This window comes from Streptomyces sp. DT224 (assembly GCF_049844595.1).
In the GTDB taxonomy this organism is placed as follows: domain Bacteria; phylum Actinomycetota; class Actinomycetes; order Streptomycetales; family Streptomycetaceae; genus Streptomyces.
Genome location: NZ_JBNCLI010000005.1, coordinates 513,901 through 529,445 on the forward strand (window position 1 = coordinate 513,901; position 15,545 = coordinate 529,445).

The following is a 15,545-nucleotide window of genomic DNA, read 5'->3' on the forward strand; positions in this document are numbered from 1 at the left end:
GGAGCACTGTTCCTGAGGGGTCGGTGGAGCGGGTGGGGGCCAGGAAGCGCCTGGCCCCCGTGTGGGCTGTCAGGTCGTACGACGACGCCCGGCCAGGACGCCGAAGGCCACGCCGGCGACACCGATGACGATGCCGACGATGCCGAGCGCCCGGGCGGTGTTGTCCTCGGAGGAGGACGACGAGGCGGCGGTGGTCTCACCGCTCTTCTCGGAGGAGCCGGCGGAGGAGTCCGAAGACTTCGAGTCCGCGCCGGCTGCCCCGTGCGCGTCATCGGCCGGGGCCGTGAGCTTGAGGACGGGAGCGGGGCTCTCCGGCTCGTCGGCGCCTTCCTTGGGCTCCTCGATCCAGCGCACGACCTCCTTGTTGGAGTACGTCTGGATCGCCTTGAACACCAGCTGGTCGGCGTCCTCGGGGAGCTGGCCGACGGAGAGCGGGAACTGCTGGAAGCGGCCGGGCTCGATCTTGCCGCCGGTCCAGGTGACCTTGGAGACGGCCTCGTTGATCGTCTTGCCGTGCATCTGCAGCGGCTTGGCCAGCTTGCTCGTCGTCACCTCGATGTCCCAGCCGGGCACCGGCTGCGGCATGACGGACGCCAGCGGGTGGTCGGTCGGGAAGTTCACTTCGAGCTTGGTCGTCGAGGCGTTGTCACGCTCGTTGGGGACCTTGAAGTTGATGACGGCGTAACCGCCCTTGGCGGCCTCGCCCTGCGGCTGGACGCTGACGTGGGCGGAGGCCGTGCCGGCGAGCAGCAGCACGGTGGACGCGGCGACGCCGCCGGCGAGGGCGATGCGGGAAACGTTCATGACAGGGATCACTCCACGGGGCACGAAGGGAAGGTGCTCCGGCGCACGGGTGCACACCGGTATCGCGACGCCACTTCCGTACGGCGGAGTGCGCGCCGAGGCCGGAAGGGCCGGTGCGCATCGCGTGGAGGGCGTCGCGTCAGGCTGCGAGAGCGAGCACGGAGGGCGGTCCGCGCCTGATCACCAGGTGCTGCAACGGATCCCCGGTGGCCGGGCGCGGTGCGTCCACGGCGGTACGGGGGGTGCGCGGCCCGGTCGCGGGCTCGCCGGCCAGGCCGGTGCGCAGGGCGGCGACGAGACGGAACGCGTCCCGCAACGCCCGGAGCCGGGCCCCGGCCGCGACCAGCTGGGCCCCGTGCGCCGAAAGCCGGGCGAGCCGGAACAGGGCCACCTCGCCCCGCCGGAGCAGCCAGCCGGTGGCCAGGGCGGCCAGCAGGTGCCCGAGGAGCATGGGCAGGCTCGGGAGCGTGTGGAGGAGGCCGGCCGGGGTGGCCCACGCGGGGCCGGAAGAGGCAGCGGCCAGATGCTGGTGCGCCTGGGCGGACACCGCGGCCGGGTCGATGCCCGCGGTGCCGACGATGTGCCGCGCGTGGGCGGCGTCCAGTTGCCGGGGCCCGGCGCCGCAGACGAGGCTCGCCGCGAACCGGATCAGCGCGTCGTCGCCGCCCGTCGTCCCGGGGGCCGTGGCGTGCGTGCCCAGCCCGAAGAGGGTGTGCAGGGCGAGCTGTCCGCCGGCCAGGGCCGCGGCGATGGAGGGGAGTGAGCGTTCGCGTCCGGCGAGGGGGACGGACACCGCGAGGACACCGAGGAAACCGGCGAGCAGCGTCCACCAGGGGACGGTCGCACAGGCGGCCAGCGCATGCCCGGCCGCGGACAACGCGACGCAGACCGCGGCGAACACCGCGGCCCTCAGGAGCCGTAGACCGGCTCCGGCGCGTCCCACAGGCACAGACATGGCGGCCCCATCATCGCACCCGGCCCCCCGCCCCCGTACGGCAGGTCCGGAAGGTCGTCTTCCGGGCGGATTGGGTGTGAGCAGGGCTGTTCGCACGGGTTCCGGCCGCTCCTGGGCCGGTTGCACGGGGCGGGTGGGACCGGGATACCTCGGTGTGGCGCATCCGGCTATCCGCCGAATGGGCGGCATCAGAGCGCACGCGTGCTTACGACCGCCCTGGTGCGGCAATACGTAGCGGTATGTCTAGCCGCAGCCAGGAGGCCGGAGCATGAGCATCTGGTGGTCACTCCATTTGCGGCGCGACGCTGCGAGCGTCCCGCTCGCCCGTCGGTTCCTGCTCGGCACGATGGAATCCGCGGGCGTGGACCCGGACGTCTCCTTCGACCTGTCTCTCGCGCTCAGCGAAGCCTGTGCGAACGCGGTCGAGCACGGCGGGGAGCACGACGGTACCTCCGACGGCACCGGGAAGGACCGGGACGCCTGGGAGGATCCGTCGGCCACGGCCAGTGGCCAGTACCGGGTCACCGCGTATCTGGACGGCGAGAAGTGCCGCATCGAAGTCGCCGATTCGGGGCCCGGTTTCTCCACCCGGGGCGGGCCGCACACGTCGAAGCGGCGGTCCGGGAACGGACTGCCGGACCCGCAGTACGCGTCGTATCCGCCCGTCACCGCCGAGGAGGGGCGGGGTCTGTGCCTGATCGAACAGCTCGCCGACCACGTTCACTTCGGCAATCGCCCGGGGTGCGCCGGCGCGGTCGTGAGCTTCGACAAGGTCCTGAAATGGCGGAAGGACGCCCTGCTCATGGTGTCCTGAGCAAGGCGCCCCTCCGTCCGTACGGCAGTCGGCGGATCAGCCCTTGAGCCGGGCCATCCACGCCTCGACCTCGTCGGCCTGCCGGGGCAGCTTGTCCGAGAGGTTCCGGTTGCCGTCCTCGGTGACGAGGATGTCGTCCTCGATCCGGACGCCGATGCCGCGGTACTCCTCGGGCACGGTGAGGTCGTCGGCCTGGAAGTAGAGACCGGGCTCGACGGTGAGGCAGACGCCCGGCTCCAGCGTGCCGTCCACGTACGCCTCGGTCCGGGCGGCGGCGCAGTCGTGGACGTCCATGCCGAGCATGTGGCCGGTGCCGTGCAGGGTCCAGCGGCGCTGGAGACCCAGCTCCAGGACCTTTTCGACCGACAGGTCGCCGAGCAGGCCCCACTCGACGAGCTTCTCGGTGAGGACCCGCTGGGCGGCGTCGTGGAAGTCGCGGAAGTCGGCGCCGGGCTTGACCGCGGCGATACCCGCCTCCTGAGCCTCGTACACCGCGTCGTAGATCTTGCGCTGGAGCGGTGTGAACGTGCCGCTGATGGGAAGGGTGCGGGTCACATCGGCCGTGTAGAGGTCGTTGGTCTCCACCCCGGCGTCCAGCAGCAGCAGTTCGCCCGAGCGCACGGGACCGTCGTTGCGCACCCAGTGCAGGGTGGTGGCGTGCGGTCCCGCGGCGCAGATCGAGCCGTACCCGATGTCGTTGCCCTCGATGCGGGCGCGCAGGAAGAACGTTCCCTCGATGTAGCGCTCGCTGGTGGCCTCGGCCTTGTCGAGGACCTTCACGACGTCCTCGAAGCCGCGTGCGGTGATGTCGCACGCCTTCTCCAGCTCGGCGATCTCGAAGGCGTCCTTCACCAGGCGCGCCTCGGAGAGGTAGACGCGCAGCTCCTCGTCGCGCTCGGCGGTGACCTTGTCGGTGAGGGCGGCCTCGATGCCGGCGTCGTGACCGCGGACGTTGCGGACGGGACCGGTGGCCTCGGCCAGCGCGGCGGGCAGCTCGCGCACGTCCTTGGCGGGGATGCCCAGCAGCTGTTCGGCCTCGGTGAGGGAGTGGCGGCGGCCGACCCACAGCTCGCCCTGGCCGTCGAGCCAGAACTCGCCGTTCTCGCGGTTCGAGCGGGGCAGCAGGTAGAGGGTCGCCTCGTGGCCGTCGTCCGTCGGCTCCAGGACGAGGACGCCGTCCTGGGTCTGGTCGCCGGTGAGGTACGCGTACTCGGTGGAGGCGCGGAAGGCGTACTCGGTGTCATTGGAACGGGTCTTCAGCCGGCCGGCGGGAATGACCAGCCGCTCGCCGGGGAAGCGCGCGGACAGCGCGGCGCGGCGGTCGGCGGTGTGACCGGCCTGGGCGATCGGCTCCAGGCCGTGCAGCTCGGTGTCGGCCCAGCCGGACTTCATGCTGGCGGCGAGCTCGTCGGACACGCCCGGGTACAGGCCGTTCTTCCGCTGCTTGACCGGCTCTGTCTCTTCGGTCTCCGGGGTCTCCGGGAACTCCTCAGACACGACTGTTCTCCTTGATACGACACTGGACCTCTTCCATCGTACGGGCGTACGGAAGGGGGCCCAGGGCCGGAAGACCTCTTACACAGGAGGGGGCCGGATCAGTCGAACCGGGCCGCGAGCACGACGACGTCCTCGGCGCCGTCCCCCCGCCCGGCTCCGTCCGGCAGCACGGTGCGCACCACATGGTCGGCCACCGAGGCGGCGTCCCCGCGCAGCGCTCTCGGGACGCTCGCCGCCGCCGAGTGGAGGCGAGCGTACGCCCGGTCCATCGAGTCGCCGGCGCGGCGCAGCAGCCCGTCGGTGTACAGCAGAACCGTCTCGCCGGGTGCGGGCGTGATGTCCACGCTGGGCGCCTCCCAGCAGGACAGCATCCCCAGCGGGGCGGAGAGCGTGGTCTCCACGTACGAGGTGCGGCGGTCGCCGGTGATCAGGGGCGGGGTGTGACCGGCCCCGGCGAACAGGATCTTGCGGCGGGCCGGCTCGCAGTACGCGAAGAGGGCGGTCGCCGAACGGGCCGGCTCGGTCAGCCGGAGCAGCAGTTCGAGGTCGGAGAGCACGGCGACCGGGTCCTCGCCCTCCATCACCGCGTACGCCCGCAGCCCGGCGCGCAGCCGTCCCGTGGCGGCCAGCGCGCTGGGGCCCGAGCCGCCCACCGAGCCCACGGCGAGCCCGAGGGCGCCTTCGGGCAGGGCCAGCGCGTCGTACCAGTCGCCGCCGCCCTGCGGGGCCACCTCGTGGCGTACGGCGAGCTGGACGCCGGGGATCCGGGGCAGCCGGGTGGGCAGCAGCTCCTCGGCCACGGTGGCGACATCCGCCCTGGCCCGTTCCAGTTCCAGCAGGCGGGACAGGTGCTCGGAGGCGTAGCCGGCGTACAGGCCGACGAGGTGGCGTTGGCGTTCCAGGGGCTCCGCGGGTTCGTCGTAGAGCCAGACGGCGGCGCCCAGGCGTCCGGTCGACGCGGTGGCGAGGGGCAGTGCGTAGCTGGCGGCGTAGCCGAGGCGGGCGGCGACCTCGCGTCTGCGGGGGTCCAGGCCGCTGTCGCCGAGCAGATCGGGGGTGGCCAGCGGGGAGTCCGGGTTGGGCAGGCCCTCCAGGACGCGTCCGTACGAGGTGGCGCTGCGGGGCACGGTCTCGATCTCGCCCAGTTCGGCGTGGGCCAGCCCGAGCCCGATGGTGCTGACGGGGCCGCGTCGGTCGGACGGTTCGAAGGCGACCAGGCCCCGGCGGGCGCCGACCAGGGCGGCCCCGGCTTCGAGGAACTCGTGCAGTGCGTCGTCCAGGGTGCTGGTTCCGGCCAGGCGCTCGGTGAGTTCGTGGAGTGTGGTGAGGTCGGAGACCCAGCCGGCGAGCCGGTCCTGGATGAAGGCGCCGGGCGGGGCGGACACCGCCTCGATGGGGTCGGCAGTGTCATCCGAAACCGGATCCATGGGATCGATTCCAGCCACTTTTGGCAGATGCGGAGCGCTCATGGTCGCCGGCTTTCCGAGCGGTGTGTTCCGTCGAATAGCATCGCAAACCCCCATGTCATTCTGCGCCGCTACCAGTGCATCCACATGTACACGCACAAGTGAGGCGATGTCCAGCATTGTCCCCCCGCAAAACCCGGTGTCCGCGCCTTAATCAACGTGGCCAAAAAATGCACCTCGCTGTGTGGATTAGCGGTCGACTGGGTCTGCCCGACGGGGGAGCACCTCCGGGTGAAGTCCCACGGGTGCGTCATTCCGGGCATGCTGGGTACGTAATTCTTTGGATGGCCAGGGGCGGCCCCGCCGCCCCCGGAACCTGGCAGCAGGCCCGGACGTCCTCACCTGTGACGGCCGTGCCCCACCCCCCGAGTGGTGAGGCCGCACGCAACGGACCGCAGGCGCGCCGTGCGCCCCGCACCTCGCCACGATGCCGACCGCAAGCAGCTCGATCCGGCTCAGCACGGCTCGCGCTCGGTACCGACGAACGACCCGTACCGCAGGCTCGACGAGCACGTACACCCAGAAGATCCGCAGGCACGGTGTGACCACGCACGGTGCGAGGCGGACCCTCGGCGTTCAACGGAAAGGAACGAGCGCTCATGCGCGAGATCCTCGGAAGGCGACGCAGGCTCGGCCGCAGGGGCGGCTCCGCCCGGCTCGACGCGGCCCTGACCTGCGCCACGGAGTGGCAGTGGCCCGTGGTCCCCGGAGCGGGACTGCGTGGGGACGGTGATCGCGGCCGTCACTGCGCGTGCCCCGAGCCCGAGTGCCCAGTGCCCGGCGCGCACCCCTTCGACCCCGGGCTGCTCGCCGCGACCACCGATGCCCGGATGGTGCGCTGGTGGTGGACGAACCGGCCGGCCGCGCCGGTGCTGCTCGCCACGGGCGGCCGTGCGCCGTGCGCCCTGAGCCTGCCTGCGCCGGCCGGTGCGCGCGCCCTGGCCGCGCTGGACCGGGCGGGTCTGCGCCTGGGCCCGGTTGTGGCGACGCCCACCCGGTGGGCGCTACTGGTCGCCCCGTACACCCTGGAACGGCTCGGTGAGCTGCTGTACGCGCAGGACCGGGTGCCCAGCTCGCTGCGGTTCCACGGGGAGGGCGGTTACGTCGTCCTGCCGCCGTCGGAGATCGGCACGGGGGAGGTGCGCTGGGAGCGCGCGCCGGAGCGCACTCCGGGTCCGCGCCCCAAGGGCGCCGCCGCGCCGGCCGTGGCGCCCTGGCTCCCGGACGTCGAGGCGGTGCTGGACGCATTGGTCGCGGCGAGCGTGAATGCTCCGGACGGCGGTAGCAGACTTACGCACTGACCGGTTGGGGGCGGGGTTGGCCAGATTCTGATGCGAGTGTGTTCTTTCAGGGGCCATCCATTACGGAGTTCTGTCGCTTCTCTGTCCGATCTCCGGTGAATCCCTTCCGGTCTTCCCCCCCCGCTTCCTTCCGTCTCGCACCACGCTTTCCGGGTAAACGGCGGGGTTGCTTGGGGCGCATCCGTTCGTCCGGTGTGTCGCTGATGCCGAGGAAATTCGGGTGCGCCAAAGTCGCGCGCCAGGTGGCTCCCTGATGGCGCCTCGGGCGCTGTTCCCGTCGCGGCGCAGGTCCAACCGGCTTCCTCGGCCACAGGACTGACGCCGGGCCATCGAGCGAGGACTGGGCGGGGGAGGGCGGAGGGGCCCGGGCGGGATCCGTACGCGGGTCCGCGCGCCCCGGGCGCGCGGAGCGCGCCATACCCGGAAATGAGGGTGCCCGATCGCTGGCGACGGGGGATGCACCAGCGACCGGGCTTCTTGAACCGTAACAAGAGATCTGCCGTTCGCAAATTCGATCTCGTGTATTCGGACAGTTATTTACCTGCGAGTAAGGCGAGTTGTGACGGGAGTCACCGTCCGACCGGAGCGGCGGTCACGGTCAGCTGAGTGTCACCTGGCGGTTGGTGAGCCCGCCGCGTGCCCGCCGTTCCTCGGCGGTGAGCGGAGCGTCCGACGCGAGCGCGGTCGCGAGCCGCTCCGCGAACGCGGTGGCGGGCTTCTCGCAGTCCTCGGCGCCCATGGCGCTCGGCAGGTCCCAGACCGGGACCATCAGCCCGTGCGCCCGGAACGAGCCGACCAGCCGGGTGCCCTCGCCGAGCGAGGACTCGCCCGCGGCGTGCAGCCGGGCGAGGGCGTCCAGGAGCTGCTCCTCGGCGTGCGGCATGACCCAGCGCAGGTGGTTCTTCTCCGGCGTCTCGCACCAGTAGGCGGAGTCCACACCGGACAGCAGGGCGGTCGGGATCGCGGCCTCGTTCGCACGTTCGAGCGAGGCGGACACCTCGGCGGTGGCGTTCTCCGAGTCCGGCACCCAGAACTCGAAGCCGGAGTGCACCACCGGCTCGAAGGGCGCGTCGTTGTCCAGGAGGTCCTGCAGCCGGGGACCGTCGGCCGGTACGCGGCGGGCGGCCACGGGCGAACCGGGCTCCGCCTCCAGCGCGCGGCTCAGCGTGTCCGCGAGGTCCCGGCTGAGATCGCCGGAGGAGGTGTCGTTCTGCAGGGCGAGCAGGACCGAGCCGTCGTCGCGGCGCAGCGCGGGCCATGCCATCGGCAGGACCGTCGCGAGCGTCACCGACGGCACGCCCGCGGGCAGGCCGCCCTTGAGCGTCAGGCCGGCCGTGGCGGCCGGGACCAGCTCGCGCAGCGCGACCCAGTCGCACTCCCCGGCCAGGCCCTCGAACGGACGCTGGACCAGCTCGGTCACCGCCTGGACCGCGGCGCGGCCGTGGCATGCCTTGTAGCGGCGGCCCGAACCGCACGGGCAGGGCTCACGAGCCCCGACCACCGGGATCTCGCCGTCCTTGAGCTGCTGCTTCCCGGCCTTGGTCTGAGGGCGCTTCTTCGCCATGGTGGGCTTACTCCCGAGTGCGACAGTGCGGTCTGGCCCGCGAGCCTAGCCGCCCCGCCGCCGGCCGGGGCACCACCGCCGTGCCCGCCGGCTCAGCCCGTCGTGGGCGAACCGCATGACACCGGTCGGGTCTTCAGCCCACGTCATCGAACGCGTCGTCGAACGCACCGGTGAAATCCAGCCCTTCGAGCCCCGGTACGACGGTGGCCCTCGGTGCGCCCGGCAGTCCGGCCATCCCGGCCGCCCGTCCGCTGCCCCGCCCGCCCGGCCGGTCGCCGCGGCGGCCGTGGCCTCCGTCGACGAGCACCCAGACGGTGACCTCCCCCGGGGCGTCATCCCGTACGCCCCACTCCTGGGCCAAGGCGCTGATGATGTTGAGCCCCCGGCCGCCGCGAGCGGTCACCGAGGGGGTGGCCGGAATCGGCCGGGTCGGGCCGCCGCCGTCCGTCACCTCGACGGTCAGTCCGCCCGCCCTGTCGACGCGCCAGGCGGCGCGCACGTCGCCGTCTCCCGTCTCGGTCTGCCAGCCCAGCGGCCTGCCGTGCCGGCAGGCATTGCTGAGCAGCTCGGAAAGAATCAGCACCGCATCGTCGACGACCGAATCCGACACCCCGTGGCTGCGCAACTGCTCGCGCATCCGGTGCCGCGCCTGGCCCACGCCCGCAGGACCGTGGGGAACGGCCATGCTCGACGACGTGGGCACCTCCTGTGCCACCACCAACGCCACCCCCGAGACCTCCTTTGCCCCCACGCCACGGAGTGGATGCCCTCCTGAGCTGTGCCGGAAACCGGCGAGGGGGCTGTCAGTGACGCATTCGTCACGAACAGGCACAGTCCGAGTGCGCCGGTGTACTCCCTGTAGTTGATCTCTTGATGGGCAGATGGGCTGATGCGTTCATACGTGGAGCGCGGCGGTGTGCGCGGCTGTCACGAACGGCCGAGCTGGGCCAGGACCTGCTTGGGGCGGTTGGTGATGATGGCCTCGACACCGAGCCGTACGCAGAGCTCGACGTCCTCCGGCTCGTTGACCGTCCAGACGTGCGCCCGGTGCCCGGCCCGGTGGAGCCGTTCGATGTAGCCGGGATGACTGCGCACGATCCGGACGCTGGGTCCGGCGACACGCGCCCCCGCGGGCAGCCGTCCGTCGCGCAGCCGGGGCGACACGAACTGCATCAGGTACACGGTGGGCAGATGGGGCACGGCCGCCCGGACGCGGTGCAGCGAGCGCGCCGAGAAGCTCATGACGCGTACCGGCGAAGGAGTGCCGGCCGGCGGCGGTGCGTCGAGCTCGAAGCGTTTCAGCAGGTGCAGCAGGCGATCCTCGACCTGGCCCGCCCAGCGGGTGGGGTGCTTGGTCTCGATGGCCAGCTGGAGCGGCCGCCCGGCCGCCCGGGTCTCCACGAGGAGTTCGAGCAGCCGTTCCAGGGTGAGTACGGAGGTGAGCTCGCCGGGCACCGGGTCCCAGTCCGGCGACTCCGTGTCGTCGCGGTCCTTCCAGGAGCCGAAGTCCAGGGCGGCGAGGGCGTTCAGCTCCAGGGCGGAGACCGCGCCGCGGCCGTTGGACGTACGGTTCACCCTGCGGTCGTGCACGCAGACGAGGTGACCGTCGGCGGTGAGGCGTACGTCGCACTCCAGGGCGTCGGCGCCGTCCTCGATCGCCTTCCGGTAAGCGGCGAGGGTGTGCTCGGGGGCGTCGTCGGACGCGCCCCGGTGGGCGATGACCTGGATGGGATGCTGCATGGGGTGCTGCTGCCGTGCTCGGTTCACCCGGGTCATGGTGTCACCGCGGGAACACGGCTGTGCGCACCTTGCGAAGCGGGACCGTTTTGTCCGATGTAAGGGTCGTGCGCAGATGCACAGGTCCTGCTTACAGTGGCCTGACGTGTCGTGGGAAAAGCTGACTGCGGACACGTACACAGCGGATCTCTTGCCGAATGACTGATGTGGAACCGAGGAGTAAAGAGCTGTGAGCACCGAGAACGAGGGCAACAAGGGCAACGCGGCCGAGGCCGCCCCGTCCGTACCTCCCGTGCCGGCCGACGCTCCCCAGGCGCCCCCCGAGGATGCGCCCCCCGCCGCCTCCCACCCGGACGAGACGATCACCCGGCAGCAGCCGGTCACTGAGGCGCCGGACCAGCCGCCTGCCCCCGTCCCCTCCTCGCCGGACCCCGCGACCGCGCAGACGGCCGTCTACCCGACGAACCCGCAGTACGCGCCCCCGCCCCCGCCGCAGTCCGCGGCCGACGCGGGCTGGCCTCCGCCGCCGCCCGCCGTTCCGGCGTACGCCCAGGGGGCGCACGGCAGCGGCGGCGGTCCGGTGTGGGGTCCGCCCGGCGGAACGCACACCCCCGAGGCGCCGCGCAAGCGCGGTGCGGGCGGCCTGGTGGCCGCCGTGGTGGTGGCGGCGCTCGTGGCGGGCGGCATCGGCGGCGCCCTCGGCTACTGGGCCGCGGACCGCAACGACGACGCCGGCTCGACCACGGTCTCCGCATCGTCGAACCCGCAGGACCTCAAGCGCGACGCGGGCACGGTCGCCGGTGTGGCCGCCAAGGCGCTGCCGAGCGTCGTGACGATCGAGGCCCAGGGGGGTGACGGCGAGGGCGGTACGGGCACCGGCTTCGTGTACGACAAGGAGGGCCACATCCTCACGAACAACCACGTGGTGGCCTCCGCGGCGGACAGCGGCCAGCTCACGGCGACGTTCTCCAACGGCAAGAAGTACGACGCCGAGGTGGTCGGCCGGGCCCAGGGCTACGACGTGGCCGTCATCAAGCTGAAGAACCCGCCGAAGTCCCTGACCCCGCTGCCGCTGGGCAACTCGGACAAGGTGGCGGTGGGCGACTCCACGATCGCGATCGGGGCCCCGTTCGGCCTGTCCAACACGGTCACCACGGGCATCATCAGCGCGAAGAACCGCCCGGTCGCCTCGGGCGACGGCAACGGCGGCAGCAACTCGTACATGAGCGCCCTGCAGACCGACGCCTCGATCAACCCGGGCAACTCCGGCGGCCCGTTGCTCAGCTCGGGCGGCGCGGTCATCGGCATCAACTCGGCGATCCAGTCGACCGGCAGCTCCGGCCAGAGCCAGGCGGGCTCCATCGGCCTCGGCTTCGCGATCCCGATCAACCAGGCGACGACCGTCGCCCAGCAGCTGATCAAGACCGGCCAGCCGGTCTACCCCGTCATCGGCGCCACGGTGACGATGGACGAGCAGAGCGGCGGCGCCGTCATCGCCGACCGGGGCACGGGCGGCACGGACGCGGTCACGAAGGACGGCCCGGCGGCCAAGGCGGGTCTGCGCGCGGGCGACGTCATCACGAAGTTCAACGACACCGTCGTCGACAGCGGCCCCACCCTGATCGGTGAGATCTGGACGCACAAGCCGGGCGACCGGGTCACCCTGACCTACGAGCGCGACGGCAAGACGGCGACGGCCGAAGTCACCCTGGGGGAGCGCAAGGGCGACAGCTGACCGGCTAGGCTGTCCCCGCGCCGGACCGGTCCTCACCGACCGCACCGGGGCGGGGTGGGTTGCCCGAGCGGCCTAAGGGAACGGTCTTGAAAACCGTCGTGGCAGCGATGTCACCGTGGGTTCAAATCCCACACCCACCGCAGATGAACGGCCCCTGACCAGTGCGTATGGTCAGGGGCCGTTGCCATGCCCGGTCCCTGCCGGGCACCGCTGTTCCCCCTGGTTTCCCGCTCTGTCGGGCACGGAAGGGGCACGCGGGGGGCACGGCCGGGCTACGGATTTCGAGCTGCCGGTTGCGGCTCGTCAGCGGTTGATCGGGATCTCGTAGACGATCTCGCAGTGCGCTGCGGGCACCACGATGTCCGCTGTCTCCACGGGCCGGCCCTCGTCGCTGTAGTACGTCCGCCGGATGTGCGTCACGAGTGCGGCTTTCTGGATGCCGAGTAGCGATGCTTCCTCGGCGGTCGCGTGCCTCGGTTCGGGCTGCTCCACCGCGTGGCTGATGGTGACTCCGATCGCGGCCATGCGGTTCACGACCCCGGCCCCGGCGTGGGGCCCTCCCTCGGGGAGAACGACGAGGGTGCCACCCGTGACGGCGTACGGCTCCCAACTCGTCGACAACTGCACCGGCTTCCCGTCCGCAAGGAACTCGTACGTCGTACGGACGCACAGCTCCCCCTCGGCGATCCCGAGCCGCGACGCGATTTCCGCCGGGGCCGGCACCTTCGCGTCGGTCCGGCTCTCCCAGTCGCTCTGTCGGCGAAGGGCCTTCATGTCCTGGCGGAACGGGGAACCGCTGGGCTGCTCACGTGCCGACGACCGGACGACTCTCACGCGCTGCCGGGGCTCGGCGACGTAGGTGCCCGATCCGGCCCGGCCTTCCAGCACTCCTTGGGAGATCAGCAACTCCTGTGCCCTGCGCACCACGTTCTCGCCCACGCCGCACTCCTGGCCGATCTGGGCGCGGGATGGGAGGCGGCCGCCCGGTTCCCAGACGTGCTCCGCGATGCGCTGCCGGAGTTCGTCGGCGATGCGGAGGTACGGCGGTTGCTCAGACATATGGAAAATCTAGTCCACTAGCTCTAATCTAGTTAACTAGCTTCACTGAACGTGATCGCTGGCAACGGAGGGTGCGCTGTGTCCGCTTCGGGAGTGACCGCGGCGGCTATCGCCGCCCGCTTGTCCGCCGCTGGCCTCCGCCCGCGCATGGAGGAGCACACCCGTTTCACGACGGTCGAGGCAGCAGTCCCGGACACGCTCTCCGCCGATTCATGGCGGGAGGCCCTGGACGCGGTGGCCGATGCCGATCGATTCGGGCTCGTGGCCACCAGCTTGAACGGCCGCACCTTATGGGCGGTCGTACGTAAAACGGTCCCCACGACAGGCGACGTCGGGGGACCGAGCTATCAGCGATAGGAGCTGAACAGCATGCTCAACCGTATCCGCCAAGCCATCTCGCGCACCAGAGCGCGGTGCTTCCCCAACGGGCGCCACCGCCGCCCCTTAACGCCCTCCCGGCCGCTGGCCTCTCCCACCTGCCCTGCGCCCGCTGACGCTTCGACCGTCGCCGTGGGGCGAGCTCCGGTCGGCACGGTCCACCGTTACCCGTTGAGGGGAGAAGACGTCGCGCTTGTCCGCCCGTACCTGCTGGCGTGGGAAGAGCAGCGTGCACGGACGCGGACAGTGCTCGTCGCCCCGCACCTGCCGACCGATGCCTGGTCGGCCCTCGCGGGGGCCCGCTGATGACTCCTCGCCGACAACCGCACCCAACGGGCACGACTTCCGTCCCCTACCGCTCGATCGCCTGCTGGATTGGCACGCACCAGTCCTGCATCGAGCCGTCCCCGCCTGCGGCGACGGACGACGTGCCTGTGATCTACGAGGTGTGCGTCTGCCCGTGCCACTCGGCCCCCGACCCGTCCATGCCCGTGAAGGTGATGGCATGAGGGCCCCAGCCCCCGGCGGTGCACTGGTCTCTTCCGTCGAGGTCACTGCGGCCACCGTGCAGCGCGGCGACATCATCCAACTCGGCGGTCAGGCCTGCCGAGTGAGTGACCTCTTCCAGCTCCCTCAAGGGGCCAAGCAACTGGTCTTCGAGTCGGGCGAGCTGCTGGCCATACACGCCCGTACCCGGCTCACCGCCCTACGACTGCTGAGAAGGCGGTGAGCCGCTCCGTGCCCCGACGCCATCACGACATCGCCGACGATCTACGCCACCAGATCACGACGGGCAGCATCAAGCCTGGCGAACGCCTCCCGTCCGAAGCCGGCCTGGCCGCCCTGTACAGGGTCAGCACGGTGACCCTGCGACGTGCTCTCGCCGTGCTCCAGGGCGAAGGACTTGTCGAGAAGATCCACGGTAAGGGTAACTACGTCCGTCACCCGCGCCGCAAGATCATGTACGTAGGCAGCTGGGGCACGCTGGACCCCTGGACCGCCGCTGAGCCAACGTTGCGCATCACGGTTCGCAGCACCACGGTTCCGGCCTCCGTGCAGCTGACGACGTTGCTGAAGGTGCCAACGGGCAGCCCTCTTGCGGAGTACACCTGCCTCAGCCTCGAACAGGGTTCGCCTCACGGCCTGGCCCGCATCTACATCCCACGCGACCTGGCGCCGGCCGGAGTCCTCGACGACGACTCCGTGTGCCAGGAGGCAACCACGAGGTTCGCCGTCCTTGGCCCGTCGCCGGCCACCATCCGGGAGACGGTCTCCGCCCGCTCCCCCACCCCAGACGAAGCGTCGGCCCTCCGGATCGGAAACAACATGGCCGTTCTCTCGATCACGCGCATCGCCACCGACGCCACCGGTCGCGTCGTTGAAGCCGCGCTCCTGGCCTTTCCAGGAGACCGAGTCGACGCCGTTTTCACCGCCCACCACGTGCTCAACGAGAGGCCAACCCAAGGATGACAACACCGAACGAGCTTCGGCTCCTCCCGTGGTCGGGCTCCGGGGACAAGCCCTGCTACCTGAGCACTGACGACCCGGACGGCTACATGTCCCGCCTCGCGGACAGCATCGAAGCGATCCAACTCGGGACGGCAGGCGCACTGTTGGAAGATGCCGCAGAAGCTCTCGATGACCGGGGCACGTCGCTCGACGAGATGCGGTGCCTGATCACAGAGCTGACCGGGGCTCTGCGAGACGTCGTCCGCATCGCAACGAGCCGCGGTCGCCTCCTGGCAACGAGCGATCCGTGTGAGTCCGCCTATTGATCTACGGCCCGCCGACCTGCACGGCAAGAGAGGCCCATGGCTCTGACCAGATCAGGTGCTATGGGCCTCTGGCTTTGCCGGCTGACTTCCGTCAACCCTGGACGGCCTGAAGACTGCTTCGTCGCGAAGCAAGTTGGCTATTTGTTCGACCCGGCTTGATAGTGGTGCTTACCTGCGGCGGAAGGCCGCGAGAGTCCGTGGACGTCCGCCCCTGTGCGTCAGCGTTGTCACTCAGTTAGACACGCACTTCTGTGGCACGGTCGGCCCTTTGCCCATCAGCGCTACTCCCGTTCGCGGGGCTCTTCGGCAGCTGCAGGGGAAGGCGTCTCCGTAAGCGAGACTCGCTTGGCAACGGCCTCAGCGATCGCCTCCATCAGCTCCTTAGAACTCGTAACAAGATCTTGTCGATTGGCCCTGGTCGGGGGTGACCGATGTAATGATCCGGCCGGTGGCGTCGTGT

15 protein-coding genes and 1 tRNA gene are annotated in these 15,545 nt (G+C 71.0%); 8 read left to right on the top strand and 8 right to left on the bottom strand.

The features are described from left to right. Nucleotides 1-69 precede the first annotated feature (69 nt). Nucleotides 70-804 carry a YcnI family protein gene (locus tag ACLQ2N_RS15525; protein WP_425813160.1) on the bottom strand — a complete coding sequence of 245 codons (735 nt, stop codon included), beginning with the start codon at nt 802-804 and terminating at the stop codon, nt 70-72. 139 nt (nt 805-943) lie between these two features. Further along, nucleotides 944-1,759, bottom strand: a complete 816-nt coding sequence (locus ACLQ2N_RS15530; protein ID WP_425813162.1) for a hypothetical protein — start codon at nt 1,757-1,759, stop codon at nt 944-946. 268 nt (nt 1,760-2,027) lie between these two features. Between ACLQ2N_RS15530 and ACLQ2N_RS15535 the strand changes: the two genes are divergently transcribed. Next, nucleotides 2,028-2,573 carry an ATP-binding protein gene (locus ACLQ2N_RS15535; RefSeq protein ID WP_425813164.1) on the top strand — a complete coding sequence of 182 codons (546 nt, stop codon included), beginning with the start codon at nt 2,028-2,030 and terminating at the stop codon, nt 2,571-2,573. 36 nt (nt 2,574-2,609) lie between these two features. Here the strand turns inward: ACLQ2N_RS15535 and ACLQ2N_RS15540 are convergent, their stop codons facing one another. Together ACLQ2N_RS15540 and ACLQ2N_RS15545 are read right to left on the bottom strand one after the other, a co-directional pair. Then, nucleotides 2,610-4,070, bottom strand: a complete 1,461-nt coding sequence (locus tag ACLQ2N_RS15540) for an aminopeptidase P family protein (protein ID WP_425813166.1) — start codon at nt 4,068-4,070, stop codon at nt 2,610-2,612. A gap of 98 nt (nt 4,071-4,168) precedes the next feature. Next, nucleotides 4,169-5,497 (bottom strand): PP2C family protein-serine/threonine phosphatase, encoded by a 1,329-nt coding sequence (locus ACLQ2N_RS15545; RefSeq protein ID WP_425813168.1) that lies wholly within the window; start codon nt 5,495-5,497, stop codon nt 4,169-4,171. A gap of 638 nt (nt 5,498-6,135) precedes the next feature. Here ACLQ2N_RS15545 and ACLQ2N_RS15550 point away from each other — a divergent pair. After that, complete coding sequence (locus tag ACLQ2N_RS15550) at nt 6,136-6,837, top strand: bifunctional DNA primase/polymerase (RefSeq protein ID WP_425813170.1); 702 nt, start codon at nt 6,136-6,138, stop codon at nt 6,835-6,837. Nucleotides 6,838-7,435: 598 nt separating this feature from the next. Here the strand turns inward: ACLQ2N_RS15550 and ACLQ2N_RS15555 are convergent. From ACLQ2N_RS15555 to ACLQ2N_RS15565, 3 genes are all read right to left on the bottom strand, one after another. Then, nucleotides 7,436-8,401: a DUF5926 family protein gene (locus ACLQ2N_RS15555; protein ID WP_425813172.1), complete on the bottom strand. Its 966-nt coding sequence runs from the start codon at nt 8,399-8,401 to the stop codon at nt 7,436-7,438. Nucleotides 8,402-8,534: 133 nt separating this feature from the next. Then, nucleotides 8,535-9,011 carry an ATP-binding protein gene (locus ACLQ2N_RS15560; protein ID WP_425813240.1) on the bottom strand — a complete coding sequence of 159 codons (477 nt, stop codon included), beginning with the start codon at nt 9,009-9,011 and terminating at the stop codon, nt 8,535-8,537. A 317-nt stretch (nt 9,012-9,328) separates the two neighbouring features. Beyond that, nucleotides 9,329-10,177: a glycerophosphodiester phosphodiesterase family protein gene (locus tag ACLQ2N_RS15565; protein ID WP_425813174.1), complete on the bottom strand. Its 849-nt coding sequence runs from the start codon at nt 10,175-10,177 to the stop codon at nt 9,329-9,331. 190 nt (nt 10,178-10,367) lie between these two features. Here ACLQ2N_RS15565 and ACLQ2N_RS15570 point away from each other — a divergent pair, with 190 nt between their 5' ends. Further along, entirely contained in the window at nt 10,368-11,873 is a 1,506-nt protein-coding gene (locus tag ACLQ2N_RS15570; protein WP_425813176.1) for a S1C family serine protease, read from the top strand. A 53-nt stretch (nt 11,874-11,926) separates the two neighbouring features. Further along, nucleotides 11,927-12,013 (top strand) — tRNA-Ser (locus tag ACLQ2N_RS15575). Nucleotides 12,014-12,176: 163 nt separating this feature from the next. Here ACLQ2N_RS15575 and ACLQ2N_RS15580 read toward each other — a convergent pair. Then, complete coding sequence (locus ACLQ2N_RS15580; RefSeq protein ID WP_425813178.1) at nt 12,177-12,932, bottom strand: GntR family transcriptional regulator; 756 nt, start codon at nt 12,930-12,932, stop codon at nt 12,177-12,179. 78 nt (nt 12,933-13,010) lie between these two features. On the opposite strand from ACLQ2N_RS15580, the gene ACLQ2N_RS15585 reads away from it, so the two are divergent. The 4 genes from ACLQ2N_RS15585 to ACLQ2N_RS15600 all read left to right on the top strand — a co-directional run bounded on the left by ACLQ2N_RS15585 (nt 13,011) and on the right by ACLQ2N_RS15600 (nt 15,085). After that, complete coding sequence (locus ACLQ2N_RS15585; protein WP_425813180.1) at nt 13,011-13,289, top strand: hypothetical protein; 279 nt, start codon at nt 13,011-13,013, stop codon at nt 13,287-13,289. A 526-nt stretch (nt 13,290-13,815) separates the two neighbouring features. Next, a complete protein-coding gene (locus ACLQ2N_RS15590; RefSeq protein WP_425813182.1) occupies nt 13,816-14,040 on the top strand; it encodes a hypothetical protein in 225 nt (74 codons plus the stop codon). Beyond that, entirely contained in the window at nt 14,037-14,780 is a 744-nt protein-coding gene (locus ACLQ2N_RS15595) for a GntR family transcriptional regulator (protein ID WP_425813184.1), read from the top strand. Before ACLQ2N_RS15590 ends, ACLQ2N_RS15595 begins: the two co-directional genes overlap by 4 nt. After that, the gene (locus tag ACLQ2N_RS15600; RefSeq protein ID WP_425813186.1) at nt 14,777-15,085 is read left to right on the top strand and encodes a hypothetical protein; all 309 of its coding nucleotides are present in this window, start codon (nt 14,777-14,779) and stop codon (nt 15,083-15,085) included. The genes ACLQ2N_RS15595 and ACLQ2N_RS15600 overlap by 4 nt, the downstream gene beginning before the upstream one ends. Nucleotides 15,086-15,545: the final 460 nt, after the last annotated feature.